The organism is Streptomyces sp. NPDC033845 (assembly GCF_055576225.1).
Genome location: NZ_JBVIRI010000020.1, coordinates 58,357 through 83,404, shown reverse-complemented (window position 1 = coordinate 83,404; position 25,048 = coordinate 58,357). Strand labels below are relative to the sequence as shown.

15 protein-coding genes and 1 pseudogene are annotated in these 25,048 nt (G+C 73.5%); 6 read left to right on the top strand and 10 right to left on the bottom strand.

Annotated elements, in window-relative coordinates; genetic code table 11:
• Positions 1-53: 53 nt before the first annotated feature.
• The 5 genes from ACZ50K_RS30855 to ACZ50K_RS30835 form a co-directional block, all read right to left on the bottom strand.
• Positions 54-1,205 carry an XdhC family protein gene (locus ACZ50K_RS30855; protein ID WP_468909058.1) on the bottom strand — a complete coding sequence of 384 codons (1,152 nt, stop codon included), beginning with the start codon at positions 1,203-1,205 and terminating at the stop codon, positions 54-56.
• Positions 1,206-1,287: 82 nt separating this feature from the next.
• Entirely contained in the window at positions 1,288-2,751 is a 1,464-nt protein-coding gene (locus ACZ50K_RS30850) for an NCS2 family permease (protein WP_468909055.1), read from the bottom strand.
• A gap of 268 nt (positions 2,752-3,019) precedes the next feature.
• Complete coding sequence (gene pucD / locus ACZ50K_RS30845; RefSeq protein WP_468909053.1) at positions 3,020-5,416, bottom strand: xanthine dehydrogenase subunit D; 2,397 nt, start codon at positions 5,414-5,416, stop codon at positions 3,020-3,022.
• Positions 5,417-5,418: 2 nt separating this feature from the next.
• Positions 5,419-6,024, bottom strand: a complete 606-nt coding sequence (locus ACZ50K_RS30840; RefSeq protein WP_468909050.1) for a (2Fe-2S)-binding protein — start codon at positions 6,022-6,024, stop codon at positions 5,419-5,421.
• A 2-nt stretch (positions 6,025-6,026) separates the two neighbouring features.
• Positions 6,027-6,920 carry an FAD binding domain-containing protein gene (locus ACZ50K_RS30835; protein ID WP_468909048.1) on the bottom strand — a complete coding sequence of 298 codons (894 nt, stop codon included), beginning with the start codon at positions 6,918-6,920 and terminating at the stop codon, positions 6,027-6,029.
• Between the two features lie 253 nt (positions 6,921-7,173).
• Between ACZ50K_RS30835 and ACZ50K_RS30830 the strand changes: the two genes are divergently transcribed.
• Together ACZ50K_RS30830 and ACZ50K_RS30825 are read left to right on the top strand one after the other, a co-directional pair.
• Positions 7,174-8,847, top strand: a complete 1,674-nt coding sequence (locus ACZ50K_RS30830) for a PucR family transcriptional regulator (protein ID WP_468909045.1) — start codon at positions 7,174-7,176, stop codon at positions 8,845-8,847.
• Positions 8,848-9,049: 202 nt separating this feature from the next.
• Positions 9,050-9,844 carry a hypothetical protein gene (locus ACZ50K_RS30825; protein WP_468909043.1) on the top strand — a complete coding sequence of 265 codons (795 nt, stop codon included), beginning with the start codon at positions 9,050-9,052 and terminating at the stop codon, positions 9,842-9,844.
• Between the two features lie 69 nt (positions 9,845-9,913).
• Here the strand turns inward: ACZ50K_RS30825 and ACZ50K_RS30820 are convergent, their stop codons facing one another.
• The gene (locus ACZ50K_RS30820) at positions 9,914-10,729 is read right to left on the bottom strand and encodes a GntR family transcriptional regulator (protein WP_468909040.1); all 816 of its coding nucleotides are present in this window, start codon (positions 10,727-10,729) and stop codon (positions 9,914-9,916) included.
• Positions 10,730-10,812: 83 nt separating this feature from the next.
• Between ACZ50K_RS30820 and ACZ50K_RS30815 the strand changes: the two genes are divergently transcribed.
• Both ACZ50K_RS30815 and ACZ50K_RS30810 read left to right on the top strand, forming a co-directional pair.
• A complete protein-coding gene (locus tag ACZ50K_RS30815) occupies positions 10,813-11,631 on the top strand; it encodes an iron-sulfur protein (protein ID WP_468909038.1) in 819 nt (272 codons plus the stop codon).
• A gap of 230 nt (positions 11,632-11,861) precedes the next feature.
• Complete coding sequence (locus ACZ50K_RS30810; protein WP_468909035.1) at positions 11,862-12,917, top strand: DUF2637 domain-containing protein; 1,056 nt, start codon at positions 11,862-11,864, stop codon at positions 12,915-12,917.
• On the opposite strand, the gene ACZ50K_RS30805 is transcribed toward ACZ50K_RS30810, so the two are convergent.
• The 4 genes and pseudogenes from ACZ50K_RS30805 to ACZ50K_RS30790 form a co-directional block, all read right to left on the bottom strand.
• Positions 12,889-13,266 (bottom strand): ATP-binding protein, encoded by a 378-nt coding sequence (locus ACZ50K_RS30805; protein WP_468909108.1) that lies wholly within the window; start codon positions 13,264-13,266, stop codon positions 12,889-12,891. The two genes, ACZ50K_RS30810 and ACZ50K_RS30805, sit on opposite strands and share 29 nt — an antisense overlap.
• A 131-nt stretch (positions 13,267-13,397) precedes the next feature.
• Positions 13,398-15,140 (bottom strand): pyruvate dehydrogenase, encoded by a 1,743-nt coding sequence (locus ACZ50K_RS30800; protein ID WP_468909032.1) that lies wholly within the window; start codon positions 15,138-15,140, stop codon positions 13,398-13,400.
• A gap of 67 nt (positions 15,141-15,207) precedes the next feature.
• Positions 15,208-15,993: pseudogene (locus ACZ50K_RS30795) on the bottom strand (protein phosphatase 2C domain-containing protein); the annotation flags it as partial.
• Positions 15,994-18,495: 2,502 nt separating this feature from the next.
• A complete protein-coding gene (locus ACZ50K_RS30790; protein ID WP_468909029.1) occupies positions 18,496-22,263 on the bottom strand; it encodes a S8 family peptidase in 3,768 nt (1,255 codons plus the stop codon).
• A 235-nt stretch (positions 22,264-22,498) separates the two neighbouring features.
• Between ACZ50K_RS30790 and ACZ50K_RS30785 the strand changes: the two genes are divergently transcribed.
• Positions 22,499-23,476, top strand: coding sequence for a helix-turn-helix domain-containing protein (locus tag ACZ50K_RS30785; RefSeq protein WP_468909026.1), 978 nt, complete (start codon positions 22,499-22,501; stop codon positions 23,474-23,476).
• 173 nt (positions 23,477-23,649) lie between these two features.
• A complete protein-coding gene (locus ACZ50K_RS30780; protein ID WP_468909023.1) occupies positions 23,650-25,008 on the top strand; it encodes a DUF2252 domain-containing protein in 1,359 nt (452 codons plus the stop codon).
• Positions 25,009-25,048: the final 40 nt, after the last annotated feature.

The following is a 25,048-nucleotide window of genomic DNA, read 5'->3' as shown; positions in this document are numbered from 1 at the left end:
CGCCGCACGGCTCGGCGCCGGCGGTCCGGCCGGCGGCCGGCTCACGGCTGCCTTCAGGCGACGACCCCGATGCGGCCGGCCAGGCCGTCGCCGCCGTCGTGGTGGATCGGGATGCGGGCGCCGGTCAGGGCGGCGCCGGTGCCGCCGCGGCGGTTCGCGACGATCTCGGCGGCGATGGACAGCGCGGTCTCCTCCGGGGAACGGGCGCCGAGGTCCAGGCCGATCGGGGAGCGCAGCCGCGCCAGCTCCAGCTCGGTGACCCCGACCTCGCGGAGCCGCTTGTTGCGGTCCTCGTGGGTGCGGCGGGAGCCCATGGCCCCGACGTAGGCCACCGGGAGCTTCAGCGCGAGTTCGAGGAGCGGCACGTCGAACTTGGCGTCGTGGGTCAGCACGCAGAGCACGGTCCGGCCGTCCACCTCGGTGGACTCCAGGTACCGGTGCGGCCAGTCGACCACGATCTCGTCGGCCTCGGGGAAGCGGGCCTTGGTGGCGAACACCGGCCGGGCGTCGCAGAGGGTGACGTGGTAGCCGAGGAACTTGCCGATCCGCACCAGGGCGGAGGCGAAGTCGATGGCACCGAAGACGATCATCCGGGGGGCCGGGACGCTCGATTCGACGAGGACCTTGAGCGGCTCTCCGCACAGGCGGCCGTCGGCGCCGATCTCCAGCACGCCGGTCCGGCCGGCGTCCAGCATGGCGCGGGCCTCTTCGGCGATGGTGCGGTCCAGCTCGGGGTGTCCGCCGAAACCGCCCTCGTGGGGGCCTTCGGAGCGGACCAGTACGGCACGGCCGGTCAGCTCGGCCGGGCCGGCCGCTATCCGGGCCACGGCGGCGGGCTCGCCGGCCGCGGCGGCGGCCAGGGCGGACTCGAAGACCTTCCGCTCCGGGGAGCCGGCCAGTACCGGGGTGATCAGGATGTCGATGATCCCGCCGCAGGTCAGGCCCACGGCGAAAGCATCGTCGTCGCTGTAGCCGAAGCGCTCCAGGACGGTCTCGCCGTCCTCGATCGCCTGCTGGCACAGCTCGTACACCGCACCTTCCACGCATCCGCCGGAAACCGAGCCGATGGCCGTTCCCTCGCCGTCCACGGCGAGGGCCGCCCCGGGCTGCCTCGGTGCGCTTCCTCCCACGGCCACCACGGTGGCCACGGCGAAGTCACGTCCCTGCTCGACCCACCGGTTCAGCTCTTCGGCGATGTCCAGCATTGCGGCCTCCTGGCGAGGTTAGGGCTTCCAGTATGGGATACGTGGAAGGTGCGGGTTTGTCCGGCTTTCAAAGCCGCCCGGGTCAGCTGACCCCGAGCCAGCCCTCGATCGGGTGGAGCGCGAAGAAGACCAGGAAGATGCCGGTCAGCGCCCACATGAAGCCACCGATCTCACGGCTCTTGCCCTGAGCGATCTTGATGGCGACGTAGGAGATCACACCGGCGGCGACACCGGCCGTGATCGAGTACGTGAAGGGCATGATCACGACGGTCAGGAAGACCGGGATCGCGGTCGCGCTGTCGGCCCAGTCCACGTGGCGGGCGTTCTGCATCATCATCGCGCCGATGACCACCAGGGCGGCGGAGGCGACCTCACCCGGGACGATCTGCGTGATCGGGGTGAAGAAGAGGCAGGCGGCGAAGAAGAGGCCGGTGACCACGGAGGCGAGACCGGTACGGGCACCCTCGCCGACGCCGGTGGCGGACTCGACGAACACGGTCTGGCCGGAGCCGCCCGCGACACCGCCGACGACACCGCCGGCACCGTCGATGAACAGCGCCTTGGACAGGCCGGGCATCCGGCCCTGGTCGTCGGCGAGCTTGGCCTCGGTGCCGACGCCGATGATGGTGGCCATCGCGTCGAAGAAGCCGGCCAGCACCAGGGTGAAGACGATCATGCCGACGGTCATGTAGCCGACGTCGCCCCAGCCACCGAAGCTGACGTCACCGAAGAGCGAGAAGTCGGGGAGCGAGACGGCGGACCCGGAGAGCTCCGGCGGGCCGTTCTTCCAGGCCTTCGGGTCGATGTTCGCGACGGCGTTGACGATCGCGGCGATGACCGTGCCGCCGACGATGCCGATCAGGATCGCGCCGGGGACCTTGCGGGCCTGGAGCATGAAGATGGCGATCAGGGTGACGCAGAAGAGCAGGACGGGCCAGCCGGAGAGCTCACCGACGGCGCCGAGCTGGACCGGGGGACCGAACTCCGGGCCCTTGCCCACGAAACCGGCCTTGAAGAAGCCGATCAGGGCGACGAAGAGGCCGATGCCCATGGTGATGGCGTGCTTGATCGCGAGGGGGATCGCATTCATGATCATCTCGCGGAGACCGGTGACCACCAGGAGACAGATCACCACACCGTAGACCACGCACATGCCCATGGCCTGCGGCCAGGTCATCTGCGGGGCCACCTGGGAGGCGAGCACACCGGAGACGGAGAGGCCGGCGGCGAGGGCCAGCGGGACCTTGCCGACGAAGCCCATCAGAAGGGTGGTCACGGCCGCGGCGAAGGCGGTCGCCGTGATCAGGGCCTTCTGGCTCATCGTGTCGCCGGCGACGTCCTTGCCGGAGAGCAGCAGGGGGTTCAGCAGGAGGATGTAGGCCATGGCCATGAAGGTCGTGATACCGCCACGAACTTCGTTGCCGACCTTGGACCCTCGGTGGGTGATGTGAAAGTAACGGTCGAGCCAAGACTTGCCGGCCTCGGGACGCGAGCCTTCGGCTGCGTCTTCCGCGCTGGTCTTGGGCTCCACTGACGACTGGGTCATGGTGCCTAACTCCCAAGGTTCAAAGGGGCACCCGCTTGGGGATTGGAGATGCGGGATTTGGGATGGTGCGTTGGCTGCACGACCCGGGGTGACGGCCCGAGGCGACGCGAATGTCTACTGCGTGAACTGCGGGTACTGCGGTACTGCGGGCGGTGCGTGGTACTGCGGGGGTGAGAACCGCGAGCGGTGCGGTACTTCTCGTACTCCGGGCGGCGCGACGGTGAAGTGTGACGTTCCCGCGTCGCACCGCCCGGAGAGTCTGCGATCCCTAGAGGGTGCCGGTGAGGGCCTCGGGGCGGATCGGGGTCTTGTTCAGCTCCAGACCGGTCGCCTGCCGGATCGCCGCGAGGACGGCCGGGGTGGACGACAGGGTCGGGGCCTCGCCCAGACCGCGAAGGCCGTAGGGGGCGTTCGGGTCGGCGAGCTCCAGGACGTCGACCGGGATGGTCGGGGTGTCGAGGATGGTCGGGATCAGGTAGTCCGTGAAGGAGGGGTTGCGCACCTTCGCGGTCTTCGGGTCCACGATGATCTCCTCCATGATCGCCACGCCGAGGCCCTGGGTGGTGCCACCCTGGATCTGGCCGACCACGGAGAGCATGTTCAGCGCCTTGCCGACGTCCTGGGCGGTGGCCAGCTCGACGACCTTGACCAGGCCGAGCTCGGTGTCCACCTCGACCACCGCGCGGTGCGCGGCGAAGGTGTACTGGACGTGGCCGTCGCCCTGGCCGGTCTTCAGGTCGAAGGCGACCGTCGGGCGGTGGCGGAACTCCAGCTCCAGGTCGATCGCCTCGTCGCCGAGGATGTCGGCGATGTCCGCGAGGACCTCGCCGCCGTCGGTGACGACCTTGCCGCCCTCCAGGAGGAGCTCGGCGTGCGCCCAGGCCGGGTGGTAGGAGCCGTTCTTGCGGCGGCCCATCTCCAGCAGCGCCTCGCGGACGTTCTCACAGGTGTTCTTCACGGCGCCACCGGTCATGTACGTCTGCCGGGAGGCGGACGTGGAACCGGCGGAGCCGACCTGCGTGTCGGCGGGGTGGATGGTCACCTGCGTGACGCCCAGCTCGGTACGGGCGATCTGGGCGTGCACGGTGACACCGCCCTGGCCGACCTCCGCCATGGCCGTGTGGACCATCGCGACGGCCTCGCCGTTGATGACCTCCAGGCGGACCCGGGCGGTGGAGTAGTCGTCGAAGCCCTCGGAGAAGCCGACGTTCTTGATGCCGACCGCGTAGCCGACGCCGCGGACGACGCCCTCGCCGTGGGTGGTGTTGGAGAGGCCGCCGGGCAGCGCGCGGACGTCCGCGCCCTCGCCGGCGGTCTCCCACTGGCGCTCCGGCGGCAGCGGGCGGGCCTTGACCCGGCGCAGCAGCTCGGCGACCGGCGCCGGGGAGTCCACGACCTGGCCGGTGGGCATGATGGTGCCCATCTCCATGGCGTTCAGCTGTCGGAACTCGACCGGGTCCATGCCCAGCTTCGCCGCGAGCTTGTCCATCTGGGCCTCGTACGCGAAGCAGGCCTGGACGGCGCCGAAGCCGCGCATCGCGCCGCAGGGCGGGTTGTTCGTGTAGAGGGCGATGGCCTCGATATCCACGTCGTCGATGACGTACGGGCCGACCGAGAGCGAGGAGGCGTTGCCGACGACCGCCGGGGAGGCCGAGGCGTAGGCGCCGCCGTCCAGGACGATCTTGCACTTCATGTGCGTGATCTTGCCGTCCTTGGTGGCGCCGTGCTCGTACCAGAGCTTCGCCGGGTGGCGGTGCACGTGCCCGAAGAAGGACTCGAACCGGTTGTAGACGATCTTGACCGGCTTGTTGGTGGCGAGCGCCAGCAGGCAGGCGTGGATCTGCATCGAGATGTCCTCGCGGCCACCGAAGGCACCGCCGACGCCCGAGAGCGTCATGCGGACCTTCTCCGGCGGGAGGCCCAGGACCGGGGCGATCTGCTGGAGGTCCGAGTGCAGCCACTGGGTGGCCACGTACAGGTCGACGCCGCCGTCCTCGGAGGGCACGGCCAGGCCGGACTCCGGGCCGAGGAAGGCCTGGTCCTGCATGCCGAAGGTGTACTCGCCCTCGACGATCACGTCGGCCCGCTTGCGGGCCTCCTCCACGTTGCCGCGGATGATCGGCTGGCGGTGCACGATGTTCGGGTGCGGGACGTGACCGGAGTGGTGGTCGTCGCGGCCCTCGTGGATCAGCGGCGCGTCGGCGGCGAGGGCGGAGGCCTCGTCGGTGACCAGCGGCAGCTCACGGTAGTCGATCTTGATCTTGGCGGCCGCGCGGCGGGCGGTCTCCGGGTGGTCGGCGGCCACCAGGGCCACCGGCTCGCCGTGGTGCCGGACCCGGCCGTTGGCCAGGACCGGGGTGTCCTGGATCTCCAGGCCGTAGTTCTTCATCTCGGCCGGCAGGTCGTCGTACGTCAGCACCGAGTACACGCCGGGCATGGCGAGGGCCTCGGAGATGTCGATGGAGACGATCTCGGCGTGGGCGACGGTGCTGCGCAGGGTCTGGCCCCACAGCATGTCCTCGTGCCACATGTCCGAGGAGTAGGCGAACTCGCCGGTCACCTTGAGGGTGCCGTCGGGGCGGAGCGTGGACTCGCCGATGCCGCCCTTGTTGTGCTTCTGGGTGACGTTCGTCGGCGTACCCACGGTGCGGGTGTTCTGAGCCATGATCAGACCGCCTCTCCCTGACGGGCGGCCGCCAGGCGGACCGCGTCGAGGATCTTCTCGTAACCCGTGCAGCGGCAGAGGTTGCCGGACAGGGCCTCACGGATGTCCTGGTCGGACGGGTCCGAGTTCTGCTCCAGGAGCGCGTCCGCCTGGACGAGCAGACCCGGGGTGCAGAAACCGCACTGGACGGCGCCGGCGTCGATGAACGCCTGCTGGATGCCGGAGAGCTCGACGCCCTCACCGGTCTGCGAGTCGCCCGGCTTGGCAGCCCAGCGCTTCGCCTCGTCGGTGGAGACGCCCTTGGAGCCGCAGCCGCCGCCGGTGCCGCAGGCACCGCCGTGGCCGTGCTCCTCGCGCTGCTTGGCGAAGTCCGCCAGGCCCTCGACGGTCACGACGTCGCGGCCCTCGACCTGACCGGCCGCGACCAGACAGGAACAGACCGGCACGCCGTCGAGGCGGACCGTGCAGGAACCGCACTCGCCCTGCTCGCAGGCGTTCTTCGAACCCGGCAGGCCGAGGCGCTCACGCAGCACGTAGAGGAGGGACTCGCCCTCCCAGACGTCGTCCGCTTCCTGCTGACGGCCGTTGACAGTGAAATTGACGCGCATGGTTACGCAGCCCCTTCAAGCGAGCGGCCGTTGCTGCCGCGGTACTGCTCCCACGTCCAGACGAGCTGGCGGCGAGCCATGATGCCTACCGCGTGGCGGCGGTACTTCGCCGTGCCGCGGACGTCGTCGATCGGGTTGGCCGCGCCGGAGGCGAGCTCACCGAACTGCTTGGCGATCGACGGGGTGATGACCTTGCCGGACTCCCAGAAGCCGCCCTCTTCGAGCGCGGCGTTCAGGAACTCCTCGGCGGCCTTCGCCCGGATCGGGGTCGGCGCGGCCGACCCGATGCCGGTGCGGACCGTCCGGGTGTCGGGGTGCAGGGCGAGGCCGAAGGCGCACACCGCGATGACCATCGCGTTGCGGGAGCCGACCTTGGAGTACTGCTGCGGGCCCGTGGCGTTCTTGATGTGGACCGTCTTGATGAGCTCGTCGGCGGCGAGCGCGTTGCGCTTGACGCCGGTGTAGAACTCGTCGATCGGGATCAGGCGCGAACCGCGGACCGACTCGACCTCGACCTCGGCGCCGGCGGCGAGGAGGGCGGGGTGGGAGTCACCGGCCGGCGAGGCGCAACCGAGGTTGCCGCCGACGCCGCCGCGGTTGCGGATCTGCGGGGACGCGACCGTGTGCGAGGCGAGCGCGAGACCCGGCAGCGTGCCGCGCAGGTTCTCCATGATCTGGGTGTACGGGACGGAGGCGCCCAGCTTGGTGACCTCCTCGCCGACCTCCCACTCCCGCAGCAGTTCGATGCGGTTGAGGTCCAGGAGGTATTCCGGACGGCGGTGATCGAAATTGATCTCGACCATGATGTCGGTGCCACCCGCAATCGGCACAGCTGTGGGGTACTCGGCCTTAGCGGCGAGCGCCTCCTCCCAGCTGGCGGGGCGAAGGAAGTCCATGTGCGGCTCTCTTCTTCTTAATCGGGTCGTTCACTTCAAGCCAGGAGGCCGAAGGGCCCTCGACTGGTCGTTCACGTGCTGTTAACGCGGTGTGGAGTCAGTACACAAGCCGCGCGTCCCCCGGGTGCAGTCACCGAAACCATGAAGGAGTTGGCTGGCGACCTCCCTCGTCTTGTAGATTCGTATGAAAGGCAGGATGCGATGACCTGCCCGATTTCCAACGGCAACATCGAGACAGATCGGCGGCGACATCATGCGGCTGCGCGCACTGCTGGAAACCGAGGCGCTGGGGCTGCGGCTGCTGGGCGGCGAGGAAGAACTCGACCGTACGGTCCGCGGGGTCATGACCACGGACCTGAGGGATCCCAGCCGATACCTCTCCGGAGGGGAACTTGTCCTGACAGGACTCGCCTGGAGACGAAATTCGGCCGATTCGGAGCCGTTCGTACGAATCCTGGCCAGCGCCGGGGTGGCCGGGCTGGCGGCCGGCGAGGCCGAGCTCGGATCCATCCCGGACGACCTGGTTTCGGCCTGTCTGCGAAACCGGCTCCCGCTCTTCGTCGTGAACGAGGACGTTGCATTCGCCACGATCACCGAGTACGTGGTGCGCCAGGTCTCCGGCGAGCGGGCCGGCGACCTGGCGGCCGTGGTGGACCGCCACCGGCGGCTGATGACCTCGGGCCCGGCGGGCGGCGGACCGGATGTCGTACTGGATCTGCTCACCACGGACCTCGATCTGCGGGCCTGGGTGCTCTCCCCCACCGGCCGGCAGATCGCCGGGGCCGGGGAACCGCTCGCCCCGGGTGTCTGCGCGGCCCTGGCCAGCGAGCACCTGGCCGCCGTACGGACCGGCCGACGGGGGCCGCACCGGATCTCCATCCAGGGTATGACCTACTCCCTGTTCCCGATCAGAGGCGTCAACCGCGCGTCCGGCCCCGGCGGCCGGGACGTCCGCGAGACGGTCCTGTCGGACTGGCTGCTGGCCGTGGAGGCCGACGCGGGCGACTGGCCCGCCGAACGGCTGGACCTGCTCCAGGGCGTCACCCAGCTGATCGCCGTGGAACGCGACCGGCGGGACGCGGCCCGGACCGTGCGCCGCCGCCTGGCCCAGGAGGTCCTGGAGCTGGTCCAGACGGGCGCCGCGCCCGCCGAGATCGCCGCCCGCCTGCGGGTGGCGGCCCCGGTGCTGCTGCCCGGACTGGGCAGCGCCCCGCACTGGCAGGTCGTGGTGGCCCGGGTGGACTGGGACGGCGGGGACATCGCCGGCGGCCCGGTCGCCCAGTCCCTGCTGGAGGAGATCCTGGTCGACCCCTCGGTGTCCGGCCCGGAGCCCTCCGACCGGATCGCGGTGGCGCACGCCGGGGACGAGGCCATCGCCCTGGTCCCGCTGCCCGCCCTGTCCGCAGACCCGGAGGAGAAGGGCCCGGAGAGCGCCCTGCACGCGGACGCGCTGCTCACGGCCGTACGGGAGCCCCTCGCCGCCGGTCTGGCCGACGACGGACGGCTCACCCTGGGCGTCAGCGCCGCCGTGCACTCCGCGGAGGGCCTGCGCGGGGCGCTGGAGGAGGCCCGGCACGCCCGCCGGGTCGCGGCCGCCCGCCCCGGCCGGGTCTGCGCGGCCGGCCACCACGAGCTGGCCTCGCACGTGCTGCTGCTGCCGTTCGTCCCGGACGACGTCCGGCGGGCCTTCACCGCCCGGCTGCTGGACCCGCTGCGCGACTACGACCGGCGCCACCGGGCGGAGCTGATCCCCACCCTGGAGGCCTTCCTGGACTGCGACGGCTCCTGGACCCGCTGCGCCACCCGGCTGCACCTGCACGTCAACACGCTGCGCTACCGCGTCGGGCGGATCGAGCAGTTGACGGCGCGCGACCTCTCCCGGCTGGAGGACAAGCTCGACTTCTTCCTGGCACTGCGGATGAGCTGAGGCGATGCACGGGGGCGGGCCCGGCCCGCCCCCCGCACCCGCCTGATGCGCTGTCGGAACTTTGTGAAAGAGTTCACCCGACCCCTTGGCCGATCACGCGAATCCGTGCTGTCATTTCGCCCCAGGGCTCAATACGGTTCCGCACTGTCATTTCGCCCGGTGGCTCAATGACGTGCTGCTTCGGTTCCTTGGGGAGGGCAATGTGGCGGACACCGCCATGTCGGGTGCCGGAACTACCGGAGGGGACGACCCCCTCCAGCGGGCGATATGGCGGCTGCGCTCGCGCGGCTGTTGGACGGACGCGGCAGCGCTGCTGACACCGCACGTCGAGGACACCGACACGGCCGCCGCGGCCGGACCGGCCGTCCAGCGGACCGCGCTGCTGGTGGAGCGCTGCCTGTTCACCGGGCAGGGCTGGGCCGAGGCGGAGGACGCCCTGCGGACCGCCGAGGCCGTCGCCCGGGACGACGACGCCCGGGGCGCGGCGGCCTGCGAACGCGGCCAGCTGGCGTACGCCGCCACCGTGCTGGGCGTACGGGACCGGGCCGACGAGGCGCGGTCCGCGCTGGGCCGCGCGGCCGCCCTGCTCTCGCCGGGCTCCCGGACCCGCCCGCTGCTGGACTTCCGGCGGGGGCTGGTGGCCGAGCACCTGGCCGACGCCCCGCAGTCCGCCCGGCCCGCCTACCGGCGGGCCCATGCCGGTGCGGTGGCGAACGGCGACACCCTGCTGCTGTCCTTCACCTGGCGGCACCTGGCCGGGCTGGCGCTGCGCGACGGGGAGCTGGCGGAGGCCCGGCGGGGGTTCACGGAGTCCCTGCGGATCCGCGAGGAACTGGGCTTCCTGGTGGGCACCGCCCCGGCACTGGCCGCGCTCGCCGAGGCCGAGCCGGAGCCCGAGGCCACCCGGCTGCGCGCGGAGGCCCGCCGCCTGTTCCACCTGCTCGGCGGCATCCCGACCTGGCTGGCCGACCAGCTGCACCCGTCCCCGGCGGTCTAGGGAGTCCCTGGGGGCCGGCCGCGCCCGGCGGGCTGCGGGAAATCACCCGTCCGGCGGAGTGCGCGGGGGTCAGTGGGCGCCGGCGAAGTGCTCGCGGACCAGGGTCTCGGCCACCGGGAGGTCCCCGGCGGCCAGCGCCTCCAGCAGGGCCGCGTGCTCGGCCGCGTCCGCCAGCAGGTCCGCCCGGCGGACCCGGACGGCGCCCGGCAGCGGCCACTGGGACCGCCGGTGGAGCTCGTCGGCGACCAGCACCAGCTGCTCGTTGCCGGACAGGGCCAGCACCGCCCGGTGGAAGGCGCGGTCGGCCTCCGCGTAGCGCGGGAGCTCGCCCGAGGCGGCGGCCTCGCCGGTGGCGGCGGCGGCCGGGCGTAGCGCCTCCCACTCCTCGGACGGCACGGTACGGGCCAGCCGGAGCATCACCGGGACCTCCAGCAGGGCCCGTACCTCGGCCAGCTCGGCCAGCTCGCGGGCGGTCCGGCCGATGACCCGGAAGCCCCGGTTGGGCAGGCATTCCACGGCCCCTTCCAGGGCCAGCTGCTGCATCGCCTCCCGGACCGGGGTGGCGGAGACCCCGAAGCGCTCGGCCAGGGCCGGACCGGAGTAGATCTGGCCGGGGACCAGTTCCCCGGCCACCAGGGCGGTGCGGAGCGCGTCGAGGACCTGGCCGCGGACCGAGTGGCGCACCACCTTCTGGCGGGGCAGCCCGCCGCCGGTCCCGCCCGGGGCCGGGTCTGGAGCCGCCGCGTCCGGATCTGGATCCGAAGCCGTATCCGGAGCCGTGTCCTGCACTCGGTCCTCCTGGGTGGGCTTGATCCGGGCTTGTTCTGGGGTTGGTCCGGACTTGGTCTGGGCTTTTCCCGAGGGTAACCGACGAGTTCCGGCCAAGGCCTGGGGGATTCGGACCGAATCAGGTAAGGTAAGGCTTACCTGTTAACGATCGCGTGATTCGGTGGTCCGCTTTGACCGTCATGGCCGCACGTCCGTACGCGACCGCCCCGGCCGGCTCTCCGGTGGCGGCTTCGTACGCCCGCCTGGCCTCGGTCTACCCGGACCTGAAGGTGACCGAACTCGCCGCGCACGACCCTTCCCCTCGCGGTGTGGGGTGGGTCGGCGCGGACGAGCTGGCGGCCGGCGGTGCGGCCGTGGACACCTTCCTCGCCTGGGACGAGGACCAGGTCCTCCGGGACTACGGCACTCCCGGGCGCCCCGACGTGGTGGCCGGATTCGGCCTCCACCGGTACGCCTGGCCCGCCTGCCTGCTGTTCACGGTGCCCTGGTTCCTGGAGCGCCGGGTCCCCCGGCTGCCGCCCGGCCGGGTCTCCCACCACCGGACCCTGGGCCGGATGGCCGTCCGGGTGGAGGAGTTCGCCTGCCTGCCCGACGACCCGGCCGCGGACCTGCCGGGCGCCCGGGTGGTGGCCGACGAGGCCGCGCTACGCGCCGACCTGCTGGCCGCGGTGGCCGAGCACCTGGAACCCGTACGCGCCGGCTTCGCCGCCCGCACCCGGCGCGGCCGCCGGGCCCTCTGGGGAATGCTCACCGACGACGTGGTCGAGGGCCTCTGGTACCTCGGCGGCCTGTTCGGCGAGGAGGACCGCGCGGTGGCCGAACTGGGCCTCCTGCTGCCCGGCCCGGTCGCCCCGTACACCGGCCCCAGCGGCTTCCGCCCCCCGTCCGGCGAGGACCCCTCCCCCGACCGCACCCGCATCAGCTGCTGCTTCTTCTACACCATCCGCCCCGACGCCCCCTGCGCCTCCTGCCCCCGCACCTGCACCCGGGACAGCTGAGCCGGGCGAACCCGCCGCGCTCGGGCCAATCCTCCCTGACGGGTGACTCTGGTCGAACACAACTCCTCTCACTGGCAAGGGAGTTCGAGTCACAACCGCCTATCCGGAGGGCCCCGCACCCCGTGGGAGTCCTCTTGCCCCGAAACCCGCGTGCCGTCCTCGGGCGATCGGCCACTATGGCGCCCGGAAAGCCGCTCACACGACGCGAGTCTTCAGGCAAGGGACATCGGATGAGACTGACCGACATATCGCTGGACTGGGTGCTGCCCGGCAGCCTGCTGATCCTCGGCGTACTGGCGGCGGTCGCGGTGCTCGCCAGGGGCAAGCGGGACGGTGAGAAGGCCGCCGCCGAGGACAGCTGGGAGCGCAGCGAGGAGCGCCGGCGCCGCAAGGAGGCCATCTACGGAACCGCCTCCTACGGACTGCTGTTCTGCTGCGCGGCGGTCGCCGCGGCACTCTCCTTCCACGGGCTCGTCGGCTTCGGCCGGCAGAACCTCAACCTGGACGGCGGCTGGGAGTACCTGGTCCCCTTCGGCCTCGACGGCGCCGCCATGTTCTGCTCGGTGCTCGCCGTCCGCGAGGCCAGCCACGGGGACGCCGCCCTCGGATCCCGGCTGCTGGTCTGGATGTTCGCGGGCGCGGCCGCCTGGTTCAACTGGGTGCACGCCCCGCGCGGGCTGGGCCACGACGGGGCCCCGCAGTTCTTCGCCGGGATGTCGCTCTCCGCGGCCGTCCTGTTCGACCGGGCGCTCAAGCAGACCCGTCGGGCCGCGCTCCGCGAACAGGGCCTGGTACCGCGCCCGTTGCCGCAGATCCGGATCGTCCGCTGGCTCCGGGCACCCCGGGAGACCTTCGGCGCCTGGTCGCTGATGCTGCTGGAGGGGGTCCGCACCCTCGACGAGGCGGTGGACGAGGTGCGGGAGGACAAGCGGGAGAAGGAGCAGGAGCGGGTGCGCCGCCGCGAGCACCAGCGGCGGGAACGCGCCCACATCAGGGCCCTGGGCCGGCAGCACCGGGCCTTCGGCCTGCCCCGGGCCCGCGGCCGCCAGGTCGAGGCACCGGGACTCGCCCCGGGATCGGGCTCCGCGCCGGTCGGCGCGGAGCCCGCCATACCCGAGCCGGGACAGCTGCCCGTACGCCGGCGCCCCTCCCTGCAGGCCGTGCAGGGAACCGAGAACGGTGAGGCCCGGACCGTGGACCTCACCGCCGAGGACGACACCCAGACCCTTCCCCGACTCGACTCCCTGGAGCGCAAACTCAAAGACCTGGAACAGCAGTTCGGCTGAAACCGATCTCGAACCACACCACCTTGCCGGCGGCCGCCGGATCCACACCCCAGTCATCGGCGAGGGCCTGCACCAGCATGAGCCCCCGGCCGTGCGTACCGTCGTCGGCGATCGGTACGTACGGCCGGGGCCGTCGTGCGGTGCCGTCCCGGACCTCCACCCGTAACCGGGTGTCGGCGAACCGGACGCTCACTTCCGCTCCCTGGTCCGTGTGGACCAGCGCATTGGTCACCAGTTCCGTGGTCAGCAGTTCCGCGATGTCCGCGGTCTCCGCCCGGCACTTGTTCCGGAGCATCTCCCGCAGTCCTCTGCGGACTTCGCCCACCGCCTTCAGATCCGCCCGGCGCACCGCCCAGGTGATCTCGGTCCTCGCCCCGACCCGCACGGCGATGTACCTCCCGTATGCGCTCGCTCCTTCGAACTGGCCTACGGGATGCTTCCCGCCGGACGGAAACGCACTCCTCCGCGCCTGTAACGGAGTTACGGACGCGGCACGTTGCGCAGGTTGGATCGAGCCATCTGGACCATCCTGCCGACCCCGCCGTCGAGCACGATCTTGCTGGCGGACAGTGCGAATCCGGTCACCATCTCCGCGCTGATCTTCGGCGGGATGGACAGCGCGTTGGGGTCGGTCACCACATCGACCAGAGCAGGTCCGGGGTGCCGGAACGCGTCCTTCAGAGCCTGTCTGAGCTGCTTGGGCTTCTCCACCCGGACCCCGTACGCGCCCGCCGCGCGGGCAATGGCCGCGAAATCCGGGTTCCGGTTCGTCGTTCCGTACGAAGGAAGGCCGGAAACCAACATTTCCAGCTCGACCATGCCGAGCGAGGAGTTGTTGAAGAGGACCACTTTGACGGGCAGGTCGTACTGCACCAGGGTGAGGAAATCTCCCATCAGCATGGAGAAGCCGCCGTCACCGGACATCGACACCACTTGACGGCCCCGGTCGGTGAACTGGGCGCCGATGGCCTGCGGCAGGGCGTTGGCCATCGAGCCGTGGCTGAAGGAGCCGATGATGCGGCGTCTGCCGTTCGGCGAAAGATAGCGCGCCGCCCAGACATTGCACATCCCCGTGTCCACGGTGAACACCGCGTCGTCGGCCGCCAGTTCGTCGAGCACCGAGGCCACGTACTCGGGGTGGATCGGGGTGTGCTTCTCCACCTTGCGGGTGTAGGCCTTCACCACCCCCTCCAGGGCGTCCGCGTGCTTCCTCAGCATCCGGTCCAGGAACCTGCGGTCGGTCTTGGCCCGCACCCGGGTGTTCAGGGCGCGCAGGGTCTCCCGTACGTCACCCCAGACGCCCAGCTCCAACTGGCAGCGCCGGCCCAGGTGTTCCGGACGGATGTCCACCTGGACGATCTTCACGTCATCGGGCAGGAAGGCGTTGTACGGGAAGTCGGTGCCCAGCAGGACCAGCAGGTCGCACTCGTGGGTGGCCTCGTAGGCGGCCCCGTAGCCGAGCAGACCGCTCATGCCCACGTCGTACGGATTGTCGTACTGGATCCACTCCTTGCCGCGCAACGCGTGGCCGACGGGCGCCTTGACCCGCTCGGCGAACTCCATCACCTCGGCGTGCGCGCCCGCCGTGCCGCTGCCGCAGAACAGGGTGACCTTGTCGGACTCGTCGATCAGCCGGACCAGCTTCTCGATCTCCCCCTCCCCCGGGCGGACCGCCGGCCGGGCCGTGACGAGCGGATGCTCCGCCGCCCGCTCCGGGGCGGGCTGGGAGGCCACGTCCCCGGGCAGGGCCACCACACCGACCCCGCCGCGGCCGATGGCGTGCTGGAGCGCGGTCCGCAGCAGTCGGGGCATCTGGCGGGGGTTGGAGATCAGCTCGCTGTAGTGGCTGCACTCGGCGAACAGCCGGTCCGGGTGGGTCTCCTGGAAGTAGCCGAGCCCGATCTCACCGGACGGGATGTGCGAGGCGAGGGCGAGCACCGGGGCCATCGAGCGATGGGCGTCGTAGAGGCCGTTGATCAGATGCAGGTTGCCGGGGCCGCAGGAACCGGCGCAGACCGCCAGCCGGCCGGTGATCTGGGCCTCGGCACCGGCCGCGAAGGCGGCCGTCTCCTCGTGCCGGACCTGGATCCAGTCGATGCCGTCGGTCCGGCGGATCGCGTCGACGACCGGGTTCAGGCTGTCGCCCACCACCCCGTACATCCGGCGGACCCCGGCCCGCACCAGGATCTCCACGAACTGCTCCGCCACGTTCTGCTTGGCCATGGGAGGGGGCGCCCTTTCGCTCGCGCTGGCTGGCTGTCCGCCTCCCATCAACCCATGTGCGGTCCGGTTACGCCTCCCAGAGCGCGGCGGCCGTACGGTCGTCCGCGTAGCCCTTGAGGCGGAGCTGCGCGTCGGCGAGGAAGGCCGCCAGCCCGGGCGGCTCGGCGCCGGACCAGCGGGCGGCCAGCTCGGCGGGCAGCACCGCCTCCTCGCGCATCGGCTCGGCCAGCCCGGCCGTGCAGAGCAGCAGGGTGTCGCCGGGGCGGGCCAGGCTGGCACGGAAACGGAACCTGGCGCCTGTGGCACCTGTGGCACCTGTGGCACCTGTGCTGTTCAGGGGGCCGGGGGCGGGCCCGGGCCCCGGCTGCTCCTCCAGGTCCTGCCACTCGCCCGCGCGGAGCCGGAACAACCCGCCCGGACCGCAGCCGAAGCCGACCCGGATCCGGCACTCGGGGTCCAGGGGCAGCAGCAGACAGCGGAGCCCGGCCGTGTACTCGGACTCGTCGAAGCCGAGCTCGGCGGCGCGGGCGCGGAGGCGGCCGTAGCCGCGGTCGGTGAGCCGCTGGAGTCCGGAGCGGAGGGCGTCGCGACGGCCGGCCCGGATATCGGCGCCGAGCCGCTCCTGGCTGCGGCCGACGGCCGCGCCCACCCAGCGGCACAGCTCGGCCGCGGCCTCCCGGGCCCCCTCCGCGGCCCGGTCCCCGCCGGCCACGGCCACCAGCAGCAGCGAGTCCTCGCCGGTGCCGAACCGGGCGGTGAGCAGGAAGTCCCGGCGGGCCTCGCCCCGGAACCGCGCGGAATCCCCGCGGACGGACCCGGCCCGGAGCACGGTCCCGCCATAGCGGGCCCCGTCCAGCACCGTATCGGGCACCAGCCCGTCCAACCCCTCCGGATCGGCCACCGGCAACGCCCCGGGCTCGGCCGCATACGTCGGCGCCCGATCCCCCAGATACCCCACCTCGGGCCGCGCCCCGTCCCCCTGACCACCCGGCCGGGCCCCGGGGGCGGGCGGGGCCGTGTGGGCCGGGGCCGGTGCGGTGCCCGGCGCGGGGCCCGGCGCGGGCGCGGGACGGGCGGCGGCCTCGCGGCCAGTGCCGGCCCCGGGGCCCGGTGCGGGCCCCTGCCCCGACCCGGCTCCGGCCCCGGTGCCCGGTGCGGGCGCGGGGGCGTCGGCCGCCGCATGGCCAGGGGCGGGCGTATCCCGTGGACCGGGCCCCTGGCCTGGTCCGGGCACGTTGCCCGGTGCGGAGGTGGTGCCCGCTGCGGGCCCGGCGCCGGATACGGACGCGAGGCCATCGTCGGCCGCGTAGCCCGGTCCGGGCTCCAGCCCGGGCCCGCCTCCGGGCCCGTCCCCGGAGCCTGATGCGCCGCCCGGTGCGGGCGCGGGGCCCGGTGCGGGCGCAAGGCCGGATGCGGGCGCGGGCCCGGTGCCCGATACGGGGGCGGGGCCGTCGGCCGCCGCGTGGCCGGGGGCGGGCGTATCCCGTGGACCGGGCCACGGACCGGAGCCGGGCGTAAGGCCCGATGCGGGGGTGGGGCCCGGGTCGGCCGCATAGTCGGGTGCGGGCGCGGGTCCCGATGCCCGCGCAGGACGGAGTGTGGGCGCGTCGCCGCGTGCGGACGCGGTGCCCGCTGCCGGCCCGCTGCCCGCTGCCGGCCCGAGGCGGCCCGTGCGTCCCGCACCGGCGCCCCGGTCGTTGCCCGATACGGGCTCGGGGTCGGACCTGTGGCCCGGTTCGGCCGCGTGCGCGGATCCGGGCCCCTGGCCGAAGCCGGGCCCGATGCCCGCTACGGGCACGTGGCCCGGCGCCGATGCCGGACCCGGTACGGGCGCGGGACCGGCTCCGGCCGCGTAGCCCGATCCGGGCGTATGCCCCGGACCGGCCCCTCGGCCGAGCCCGGGCTCGGGGTCCGATGCGGGCAGGGTGCCCGGCGCGGGCCCGGGGGCAGCGGCCGATGTGGAGCCCGGTGCGGGCGCATGCCCGGGTCCGGACAGTTGGCCGGACCCGGGGGCCGGTCCGGGGGCGGTGGGGGTCGGAGGGGAGGTCGGGGCGGAGTCCGGTGTGGGGCGGAGTCCGGTGGTGGGAGCCGGGTGGGGGGTCGGGGTGGTGTCGTACGGCGGGGTGGTCCGGGGGTCGGGGGTGCCGGTGCGGCCGGTGGGGTGACTCCCGCCTCGGGCGGGTGGGCCGGGGCGGGTCGGCGACGGCGGCTCGGGGGCGGGGGCGGAGCCGATCTCGTCGGGCCAGTCGACCGGTTCCAGGTCCTCCGGCTGGGCCGGCGGCACCGTGAGGTCGCCGAGGACGAAGCTGGTCGCCCCGGGGGCCGGGCGGTCGGGCAGCGGAGGCACCACCTGGGCGCGCGGATCCACCGTGCCGACCCCGCCGTCGCCGGCGCCGTCGCGAGCACCTGGCACGGCGGGCGCGGCCCCGGCCGGGACGTCCGGTGGCGGCGGGGCGGCCGAGGCGTCACGGGGTGCCGGCACCAGGCCCGCCGCGGAGGGCGGGTGAGTCGGGGGTTCCGCCACCGGAACAGGAGCCGGAGCCGGGGCCGGAGTTGAGGCCGGAGTTGAGGTTCGGGGGGCGAGGATGGCCGTGGCCTGGAGGTAGCGGGAGTCCAGGGTGTCGGGCGGGACGGTGGCCGGCTCGGCGGGCTCGGCCGTGCGGGGGCCCGGGAGGCCGGGCGCGGCGGTCCGGGCGGGCGGCTGTCCGGAGCCCACCCCCTCACCCAAGGCCTCGGCCGGCCCGGGACGACCATTCGGGGCCCCGGCGGCCCTGAGGGCCCCCGGGCCCCCGGCCGAGCCCGCCGACGGGGCGTCCTGCCCCGGCGGCCAACCGGTGGCCGTTCCCCGGCTCTCGGCCTGAGCCGGGCTCATGCCCGCGCCCCCGCCCCCGTCCTCGGACGGCTCCGTACCCACCGGCCCGCCCCGGGCCCCGGCCCAAGGGTCGGAGCTGGCGCCCCACTCAGGCGGGTATCCCCCGCCCGGCCCGGAAGCCGAACCGTCCGTGACGCCGGGTGCCGTGGACGGGTCCGTACCCACCCGCCCGCCAGGGGCTCCGGGCGGCGGATCGCCCGCCGACCCGCCCCTGGCCCCGGCCGGAGCCTCGTCTCGGCCCGGTGGTGAATCCGGGCCCGGTGCGGGGGCCGTGCCGTCCGGCCGGCCGGGGGGCTCGTACAGACGCTGCCACCAGTCCTGTGGGTCCGCGTCGCCCTGCTGACTCATGTTCACAGTCTCGACGGGATCGGGGCGGGGAAGGGGTGGAATGCCGGAATCCCGGTAAAAAGCGGTCCCGGCGGGCCGCCGCCCGCCGGGACCTTCACCGCCCGACCCCCCACGGATCGGGCGGGTCCGCCAGGATCAGCGGACGTCGTACGCGCGTCCGACCGTCTGGGTGACGGACGCGCCCTTCGCGTCGGTGAGCTCCACCTTCAGCGAAACCTGCTTGCCGGAGGCACCGGCGTGGTCGAGGACCGCGGTCCAGTGGCCGGCGCGTTCGGTGGTCCTCGCCTGGGTCCAGTGCTCGCCGTCGTAGGAGTACGAGAGCTTCGCGGACTTCAGGGCGCCCGGCGTGTAGCCGGCGTGCCCGGTGGTGCCGAGGCCGAGGGTGACGGCGGCCGTGGCGGGGACCGTCTTCAGGCCGTCCTCGGGGAGGGTGATGGCCGGGAAGAGGATCGGGAGCGGCTGCGAGTACACCGACTTGTCCTCCTTGGAGCGGAAGGTCCAGCTGGTGCGGACGCCCTGGGACCGCTGCCAGACCCGGGCCGGGGAGCCGATCTTCTCGATGGTCTGGGTGAGTTCGTAGCTGCCGTCCTCGGCCGGTACCTCGAACACCCCGGACGGGTAGCCGCTTTCGCCGATCTGCTCGCCGTCGCGGCGCAGCGTGAGTCCGCCGATGTCGCCGAAGCTGCCGGGCTGGGCGTAGTGGCCGCTGTCGCCCCACATGGCGGCGGCGAAGCCGATCAGGTTGCCCTGGCGTTCGGCGGCCAGGACGGGCCGGCCGGCCGTGTCGCGGGGGGCGACGGGGGCGATGACCCCGTCGTACCAGCTCTCGGTGCGGGTGCTGCCCTGGGTGTAGGTGCGCTGGCGGTCGGTCATGAACTCGCCCCAGGGGAAGCTGCTGGAGAGCATGTGGTCCCAGGCGGTGGTGCCGGCGGTGTAGTACTCGGTGCGGGTGCCGGGGGTGGCGACGGTCTCCAGGGAGCCGAAGAACACGGCGTGGCCCATGGGGCGGTAGGCGCCGACCAGGTCGACGTAGTCGGCGGCGGTGCCCATGGCCCGGTAGGTGGAGCGTACGGTGCCCAGGTCGCGGTCGCGGACCCGGTAGAGGCGGTCGGAGCGGATCTGGCCGGTCTCCGTCTGCTCCAGGTTGTAGACGTACGGGCTGCGGGCGGTGGCCTTCCAGGAGAGCGTGACCTTGCCGCCGGCCAGTCGGCCGAGCAGTGTCTTCGCCTCGGTGCGGTCGATGGTGAGGGCGGGCAGGGCGCCGCCCGTGTAGCCGGTGGAGCCGGTCCAGCGGCCGGGGGCCTCGCGGTGGGCGAGGAGTGCCTTGGCGCCGGCCTCCTTCGCGGCCTGGGCCTGCTGGTGGAGGGCGCCGGATCCGTCGGTGCGGACCAGGACCACGGCGCCTTCGGCGCCGGCGGCGGCGAGTTCCTCGGGGGTGCCGGTGCCGGCGTTGACCAGGCGGGCGCTGCCGGTGCCGTCGAGGTTGTCGCTGGCGGTGGAGGCGGTGATCGGGTGGAGGGCGGGTCCGCCGGACGGCTTCAGTTCGGAGATGAGCGGGGCTCCGGCCCGCCAGTAGCTGCCGAACTCGAACTCGCCGTCGGAGGCGCGGCCTTCGACGGAGGCGTAGTAGCCGCGGATGGTGCGGCCGCCCTGGGCGGTGCCGGCGTGCAGCCAGACGTCGTCCCAGCTGCGGGCGAAGGACAGGGTGGTGCCGCGGGCTTCGACGGGCCGGTCGGCGGCGATGTCCAGCCGGCCGGCGCGGCGGGCGTCGAGGACCACGGTGGTGTCCTCGCGGACCTCGACCTGGGGGCGGCCCAGGTAGGTGAGGGAGTCGGTGAGTTCGGCGCCCTCGCCGGGGTCGGGGGTGCCGACGAAGGCGGAGAGGAAGTAGGCGCCGGGGCGGACCCGGTAGAGCTGGTCGGCGGCGCCCTCGTTGAAGCGGCGTTCGCCGGTGGAGTCGTCGGTGCCGATGACGTCCAGGGAGGACGGGCCGCCGGCGGGCTTGCCGGCCCGGTCGATCAGTTTGACCCGGAGGGTGACGGTGCGGGGCTCCACGTAGAGGGAGAAGGGGGTGGAGACGCGGATGCCGCCGGGGCCGGTGGCGAGGATCCGGCCGGTGACGTCCCCGTACTGGGCGCGGTCGATCCGGGCGGCCGGGTCGAGGGCGAGCGGGACGTGCGCGGTGGCGCCGGCCGGGACGGTGACGGTGCGCCGGTCCAGTCGGGCGACGGTGGAGCGGATGGTGGAGCCGTCGTTGCCGGTGACCTCGGGGACGGACAGGGCGAGGGTGACGGGGGTGCGGCCGGTGTTGGTGTACGGGACCTGGACGGTGGTGCGGTCGCTGCGGTCCTGCGGCCAGTGGAAGGTGCCGCCCTGGACGGCGGGGGCGCTGGTGACGGTGGTGCCGATGGCGGCCTTCACGTCGAGCCGGCCGGCGCCGGTCTCCCGGACGTCGCCGGGGACGGCGGGGTTCGCGGAGCCGACGAGTGCGGCCTTGAGCCGGGCGCCGGTCCAGTCGGGGTGGCGCTGCTTGAGGATGGCGGCGGCTCCCGCGACGTGCGGGGTGGCCATCGAGGTGCCGGACATGCCCTGGTAGGCGTACACCCCGCGGCCGCCCGCGGCGGCGGCCGAGATGCCGACGCCGGGGGCGGCGATCTCGGGCTTGAGGGTGTGCTCGGGTCCGGCCGGGCCGCGGCTGGAGAAGGAGGCGGTGCTGTCGTCGCGGTCCACGGCTCCGACGGTGAGGGCGGAGGGGGCGCAGCCGGGCGAGGAGACGGTGTTGTTGCCGGGGCCGGAGTTTCCGGCGGCGATCACGAACAGGGTGCCGCGGGCGGAGAGTTGTTCGGTGGCGGCGGCGAGGGGGTCCTGGCAGTCGGTGCGGGAGGGGTCGCCGAGGCTCATGGAGACCACGTCGGCCTTGTTGTCGACGGCCCATTCCATGCCGGCGATGATCCAGGAGTCCAGGCCGTATCCCTGGTCGTTGAGGACCTTGCCGGAGAGGAGTTCGGCGCCGGGGGCGACGCCCTTCTTCGCTCCGCCGCTGGCGGCGCCGGAGCCGCCGACGGTGGAGATGGTGTGGGTGCCGTGGCCCTGGCGGTCGGTGTCGGTGTCGGAGTCGGTGAAGTTCTCCGATCCGCTGACCCGGCCCTTGAGGTCGGGGTGTTCGAGGTCGGTGCCGGTGTCGAGGACGGCGACCCTGGTGCCCTTGCCGTCGTATCCGGCGGCCCAGGCGGCGGGGGCGCCGATCTGCTTGGTGGAGCGTTCCAGGTTGGCCTGGACGCGGCCGTCCAGCCAGAGCTTGCGGATGCCGCCGGCCGGGGCGGCGGTGCGGGTGCGGGGGCCGGTGGCGTCGGTCCAGAACTCGGCGGCGCGCTCCTTGTCGGCGGAGAGGGCCACGGCGCCGATGGAGTCGAGGACGAGGGCGCGTTCGGCGCCGCGCGGGGCGGCGGGGACGCTGCGGGCGAGGGCTGCGGGGTTCTCGTAGACGGCGATCAGCGGGATCTTCCGGGCGTGGGCGTCGTCGTAGCCCTGCCGGATGAGTCCGGTGACGTTGAAGAGTTCGTGGTCGGCCAGTCCGGCGGCGAGGGCCTTGACCGCGCCTTCCGGGTAGACGTAGAGGTCCTTGCCGGACTGCCGGGTCTGGACGAGGGGCTGGGAGCCGTCCTCGCGGGGCATGGCGGTGGCCGCGGTGCGGCCGGCGGCGTCGGTGGAGACCAGGATCCGGTCACCGGTGACCAGGGTGACGGTGACCGGTGCGGTGGGCGTTCTCGCCGCGGCCGCGCTGCCGGTCAGTGGTCGCTTTCCGGTGGCGTCGCTCGGCTGTGCCGACGACGGGCCGACGGCGGTGACGGCCAGGACGGCGGCGGTGGCCGCCCCGAGTGCCGTACGCGATATCGGGCGCATCGCTCTCCCCAGGTGAATTCCGGCCAACTACGGCATCGGGCGGCAAAGTTGCCGCGTCTGCGAGCTCCGGCCGGTGAACGGTGGTGCTGCGGTGGCGTCACCTTGGCAGAGTGCCGGGGAGTGCGGTGATGATGTCCGCGGCGGGTTTGCGCCGTGGCCGTTTCCCGCCAGTCGGTGGGGTCAGAGTGATGGCAGTGGCTGAAGTGACGGAAGTGATGGAAGCGAGGTGGTCGGGTTGCTGGGTGCGATAGGTCTGGACGAGGGCCAGGAGTCGGCGTACCGGGTGCTGGTGGCGCTGGGCGCGGCGGAGGTGCCCGATCTGGCCCACCGGCTGACCCTGCCGGTGCCGCAGACCGAACGGGCCCTGCGGCACCTGGAGCGGCAGGGACTGGCGGCCCAGTCCTCGGCCCGGCCGGGCCGCTGGGTGGCCGCCCCGCCGGGAGTGGCCCTGGGGGCGCTGCTCACCCAGCAGCGGCACGAGCTGGAGCAGGCGGAACTGGCGGCCGCCCTGCTGGCGGAGGAGTACCGGGCGGAGGCCGCCGAACCCGCCGTCCACGACCTGGTCGAGGTGGTCACCGGGGCCAGCGCGGTGGCGCACCGGTTCGTCCAGCTCCAGCTGGGCGCGGTGGAGGAGGTGTGCGCGCTGGTCACCGGCCGGCCGCAGGTGGTCACCGGGACGGAGAACGACGCGGAGGACCGGGCGGCCGGCCGCGGGGTCGCCTACCGGGTGGTGATCGAACGGGAGGTGCTGACCGACCCCCGTGGGCTGCGGGAGGCCCAGGGGGCGCTGGCCCGCGGGGAGCAGGTCCGGGTGGTCCCCCGGGTCCCGACCAAGCTGGTGATCGCCGACCGCAGTCTGGCCATGGTGCCGTTGACCGGGCGGCAGGCGGATCCGGCGGCGCTGGTGGTGCACGCCTCCGGTCTGCTGGAGTCCCTGCTGGGCCTGTTCGAGGCGGTCTGGCGGGAGGCGCTGCCGCTGCGGCTGGGGACCGGCGGGGCGGTCCAGGAGGCCGGTGGCGGCCCGGACGAGACGGATCTGGAGATCCTCTCGCTGCTGCTGGCCGGGATGACGGACGCGAGCGCGGCGAAGCAGCTGGACCTGGGCCTGCGGACGGTGCAGCGGCGGGTGAAGGGGCTGATGGAGCTGGCCGGGGTGACCACCCGGCTCCAGTTGGGCTGGCACGCCTACGAACGGGGCTGGGTCGCCCGCTGACGGGCCCGGCCACGGGTCCGCCCACAGGTCCGCCGACGAGTCCGCCGACGGGGTCCCGCCGGCCGTCGCGCGAACGGCCCCGCGAACGCCCCGTGCGAGGTGCGCGGGGCGGTCGGCGCACCCAGGCTGGGGGGAAGCGTCCGGGAGGAAGCGTCGAGCGAGGAGGGCCGTCGATGAGCAGTCCGGTGCTGTGGAGCACTCCGGTCGCCCGGGCGGCACACGGCCGGGCGGCCCGCAAACGCGCCCCCCGGTCCGGGCACCGCGAGTGGACCGCCCCCGCCGACCGCCCCGACCCCGTCGACGTACTGCGCCGGCAGGCCGCCGACCGGGTGCCCGAGCTGCTGCCGATCCGCTACGGGCGGATGGCCGCCTCCCCGTTCGCCTTCCTGCGGGGCTCGGCGGCGGTGATGGCGGCGGACCTGGCGGGCCCGCCGGACACCGGGCTGACCGTCCAGCTGTGCGGGGACGCCCATCTGATGAACTTCGGGGTGTTCGGCTCGGCGGAGCGGTCCCTGGTCTTCGACCTGAACGACTTCGACGAGACCCTGCCGGGCCCCTTCGAGTGGGACGTGAAGCGGCTGGCCGCCAGTGTGGCGGTGGCGGCCCTGGAGCAGGGGCACGGGGAGGACCGCGCCTGGCGGGCCGCGCTGGCCGCCGCGGAGGGCTACCGGGTGGCCGTACGCCGGCTGGCCGGCTACGGGGAGCTCGCCGTCTGGTACGAGCGCACCGACACCGACACGGTGCTCCCGCTGATCCGGCGGCCCCGGCTGCGCCGCCGGGTGGAGCGGAACCTGGCCCGGGCCCGGCGCCGCACCAGCCTCCAGGCCCTGGACAAGCTGACCGAGATGCGGGACGGCCGCCCCCGGATCGTGTCCGACCCGCCGCTGCTGGAGCGGATCGGCGGGACGGAGGCCGATGCCGTGGACACCGTCTTCGCGGAGTACCGGGCCACCCTTCCGGAGGAACGGCGACTGCTGCTGGACCGCTACCGGTACGTGGACGCGGCCCGCAAGGTCGTCGGGGTCGGCAGCGTCGGCACCCGCTGCTACATCGTGCTGCTGACCGGCCGGGACGAGCGGGACCCGCTGTTCCTCCAGATCAAGGAGGCCGGGCCCTCAGTGCTGGAGAACCACCTCCCGGCCAGCCGGTTCGGCCACCACGGCCACCGGGTGGTCGCCGGGCAGCGGCTCACCCAGGCGGCCGGGGACATCTTCCTCGGCTGGATGACCGGACCGGCCGGCCGCAGGTTCTACGGCCGGCAGTTCCGCGACATGAAGGGCGCCGCGGACGTGCCCACCATGACCCCGGGCATGCTGCGCCGCTACGCCGCCCTGTGCGGGACCGCGCTGGCCCGGGCGCACGCCCGCTCCGGGGACCGCATCGCCATCGCCGCCTATCTGGGCAGGTCGGAGACCTTCGCCCGGGCCGTGGCCGACGGCGCCCTCGGCTACGGCGCCCGGACCGCCGCGGACCACGCCCTGCTCGGCGCCGCCATCGCGGCCGGCACCGTCGAGGCGACCCCGGACCTGTGAGGCCCGGGGCGCCCCGCGGCGGCCCGCGCACCCCGGTGGC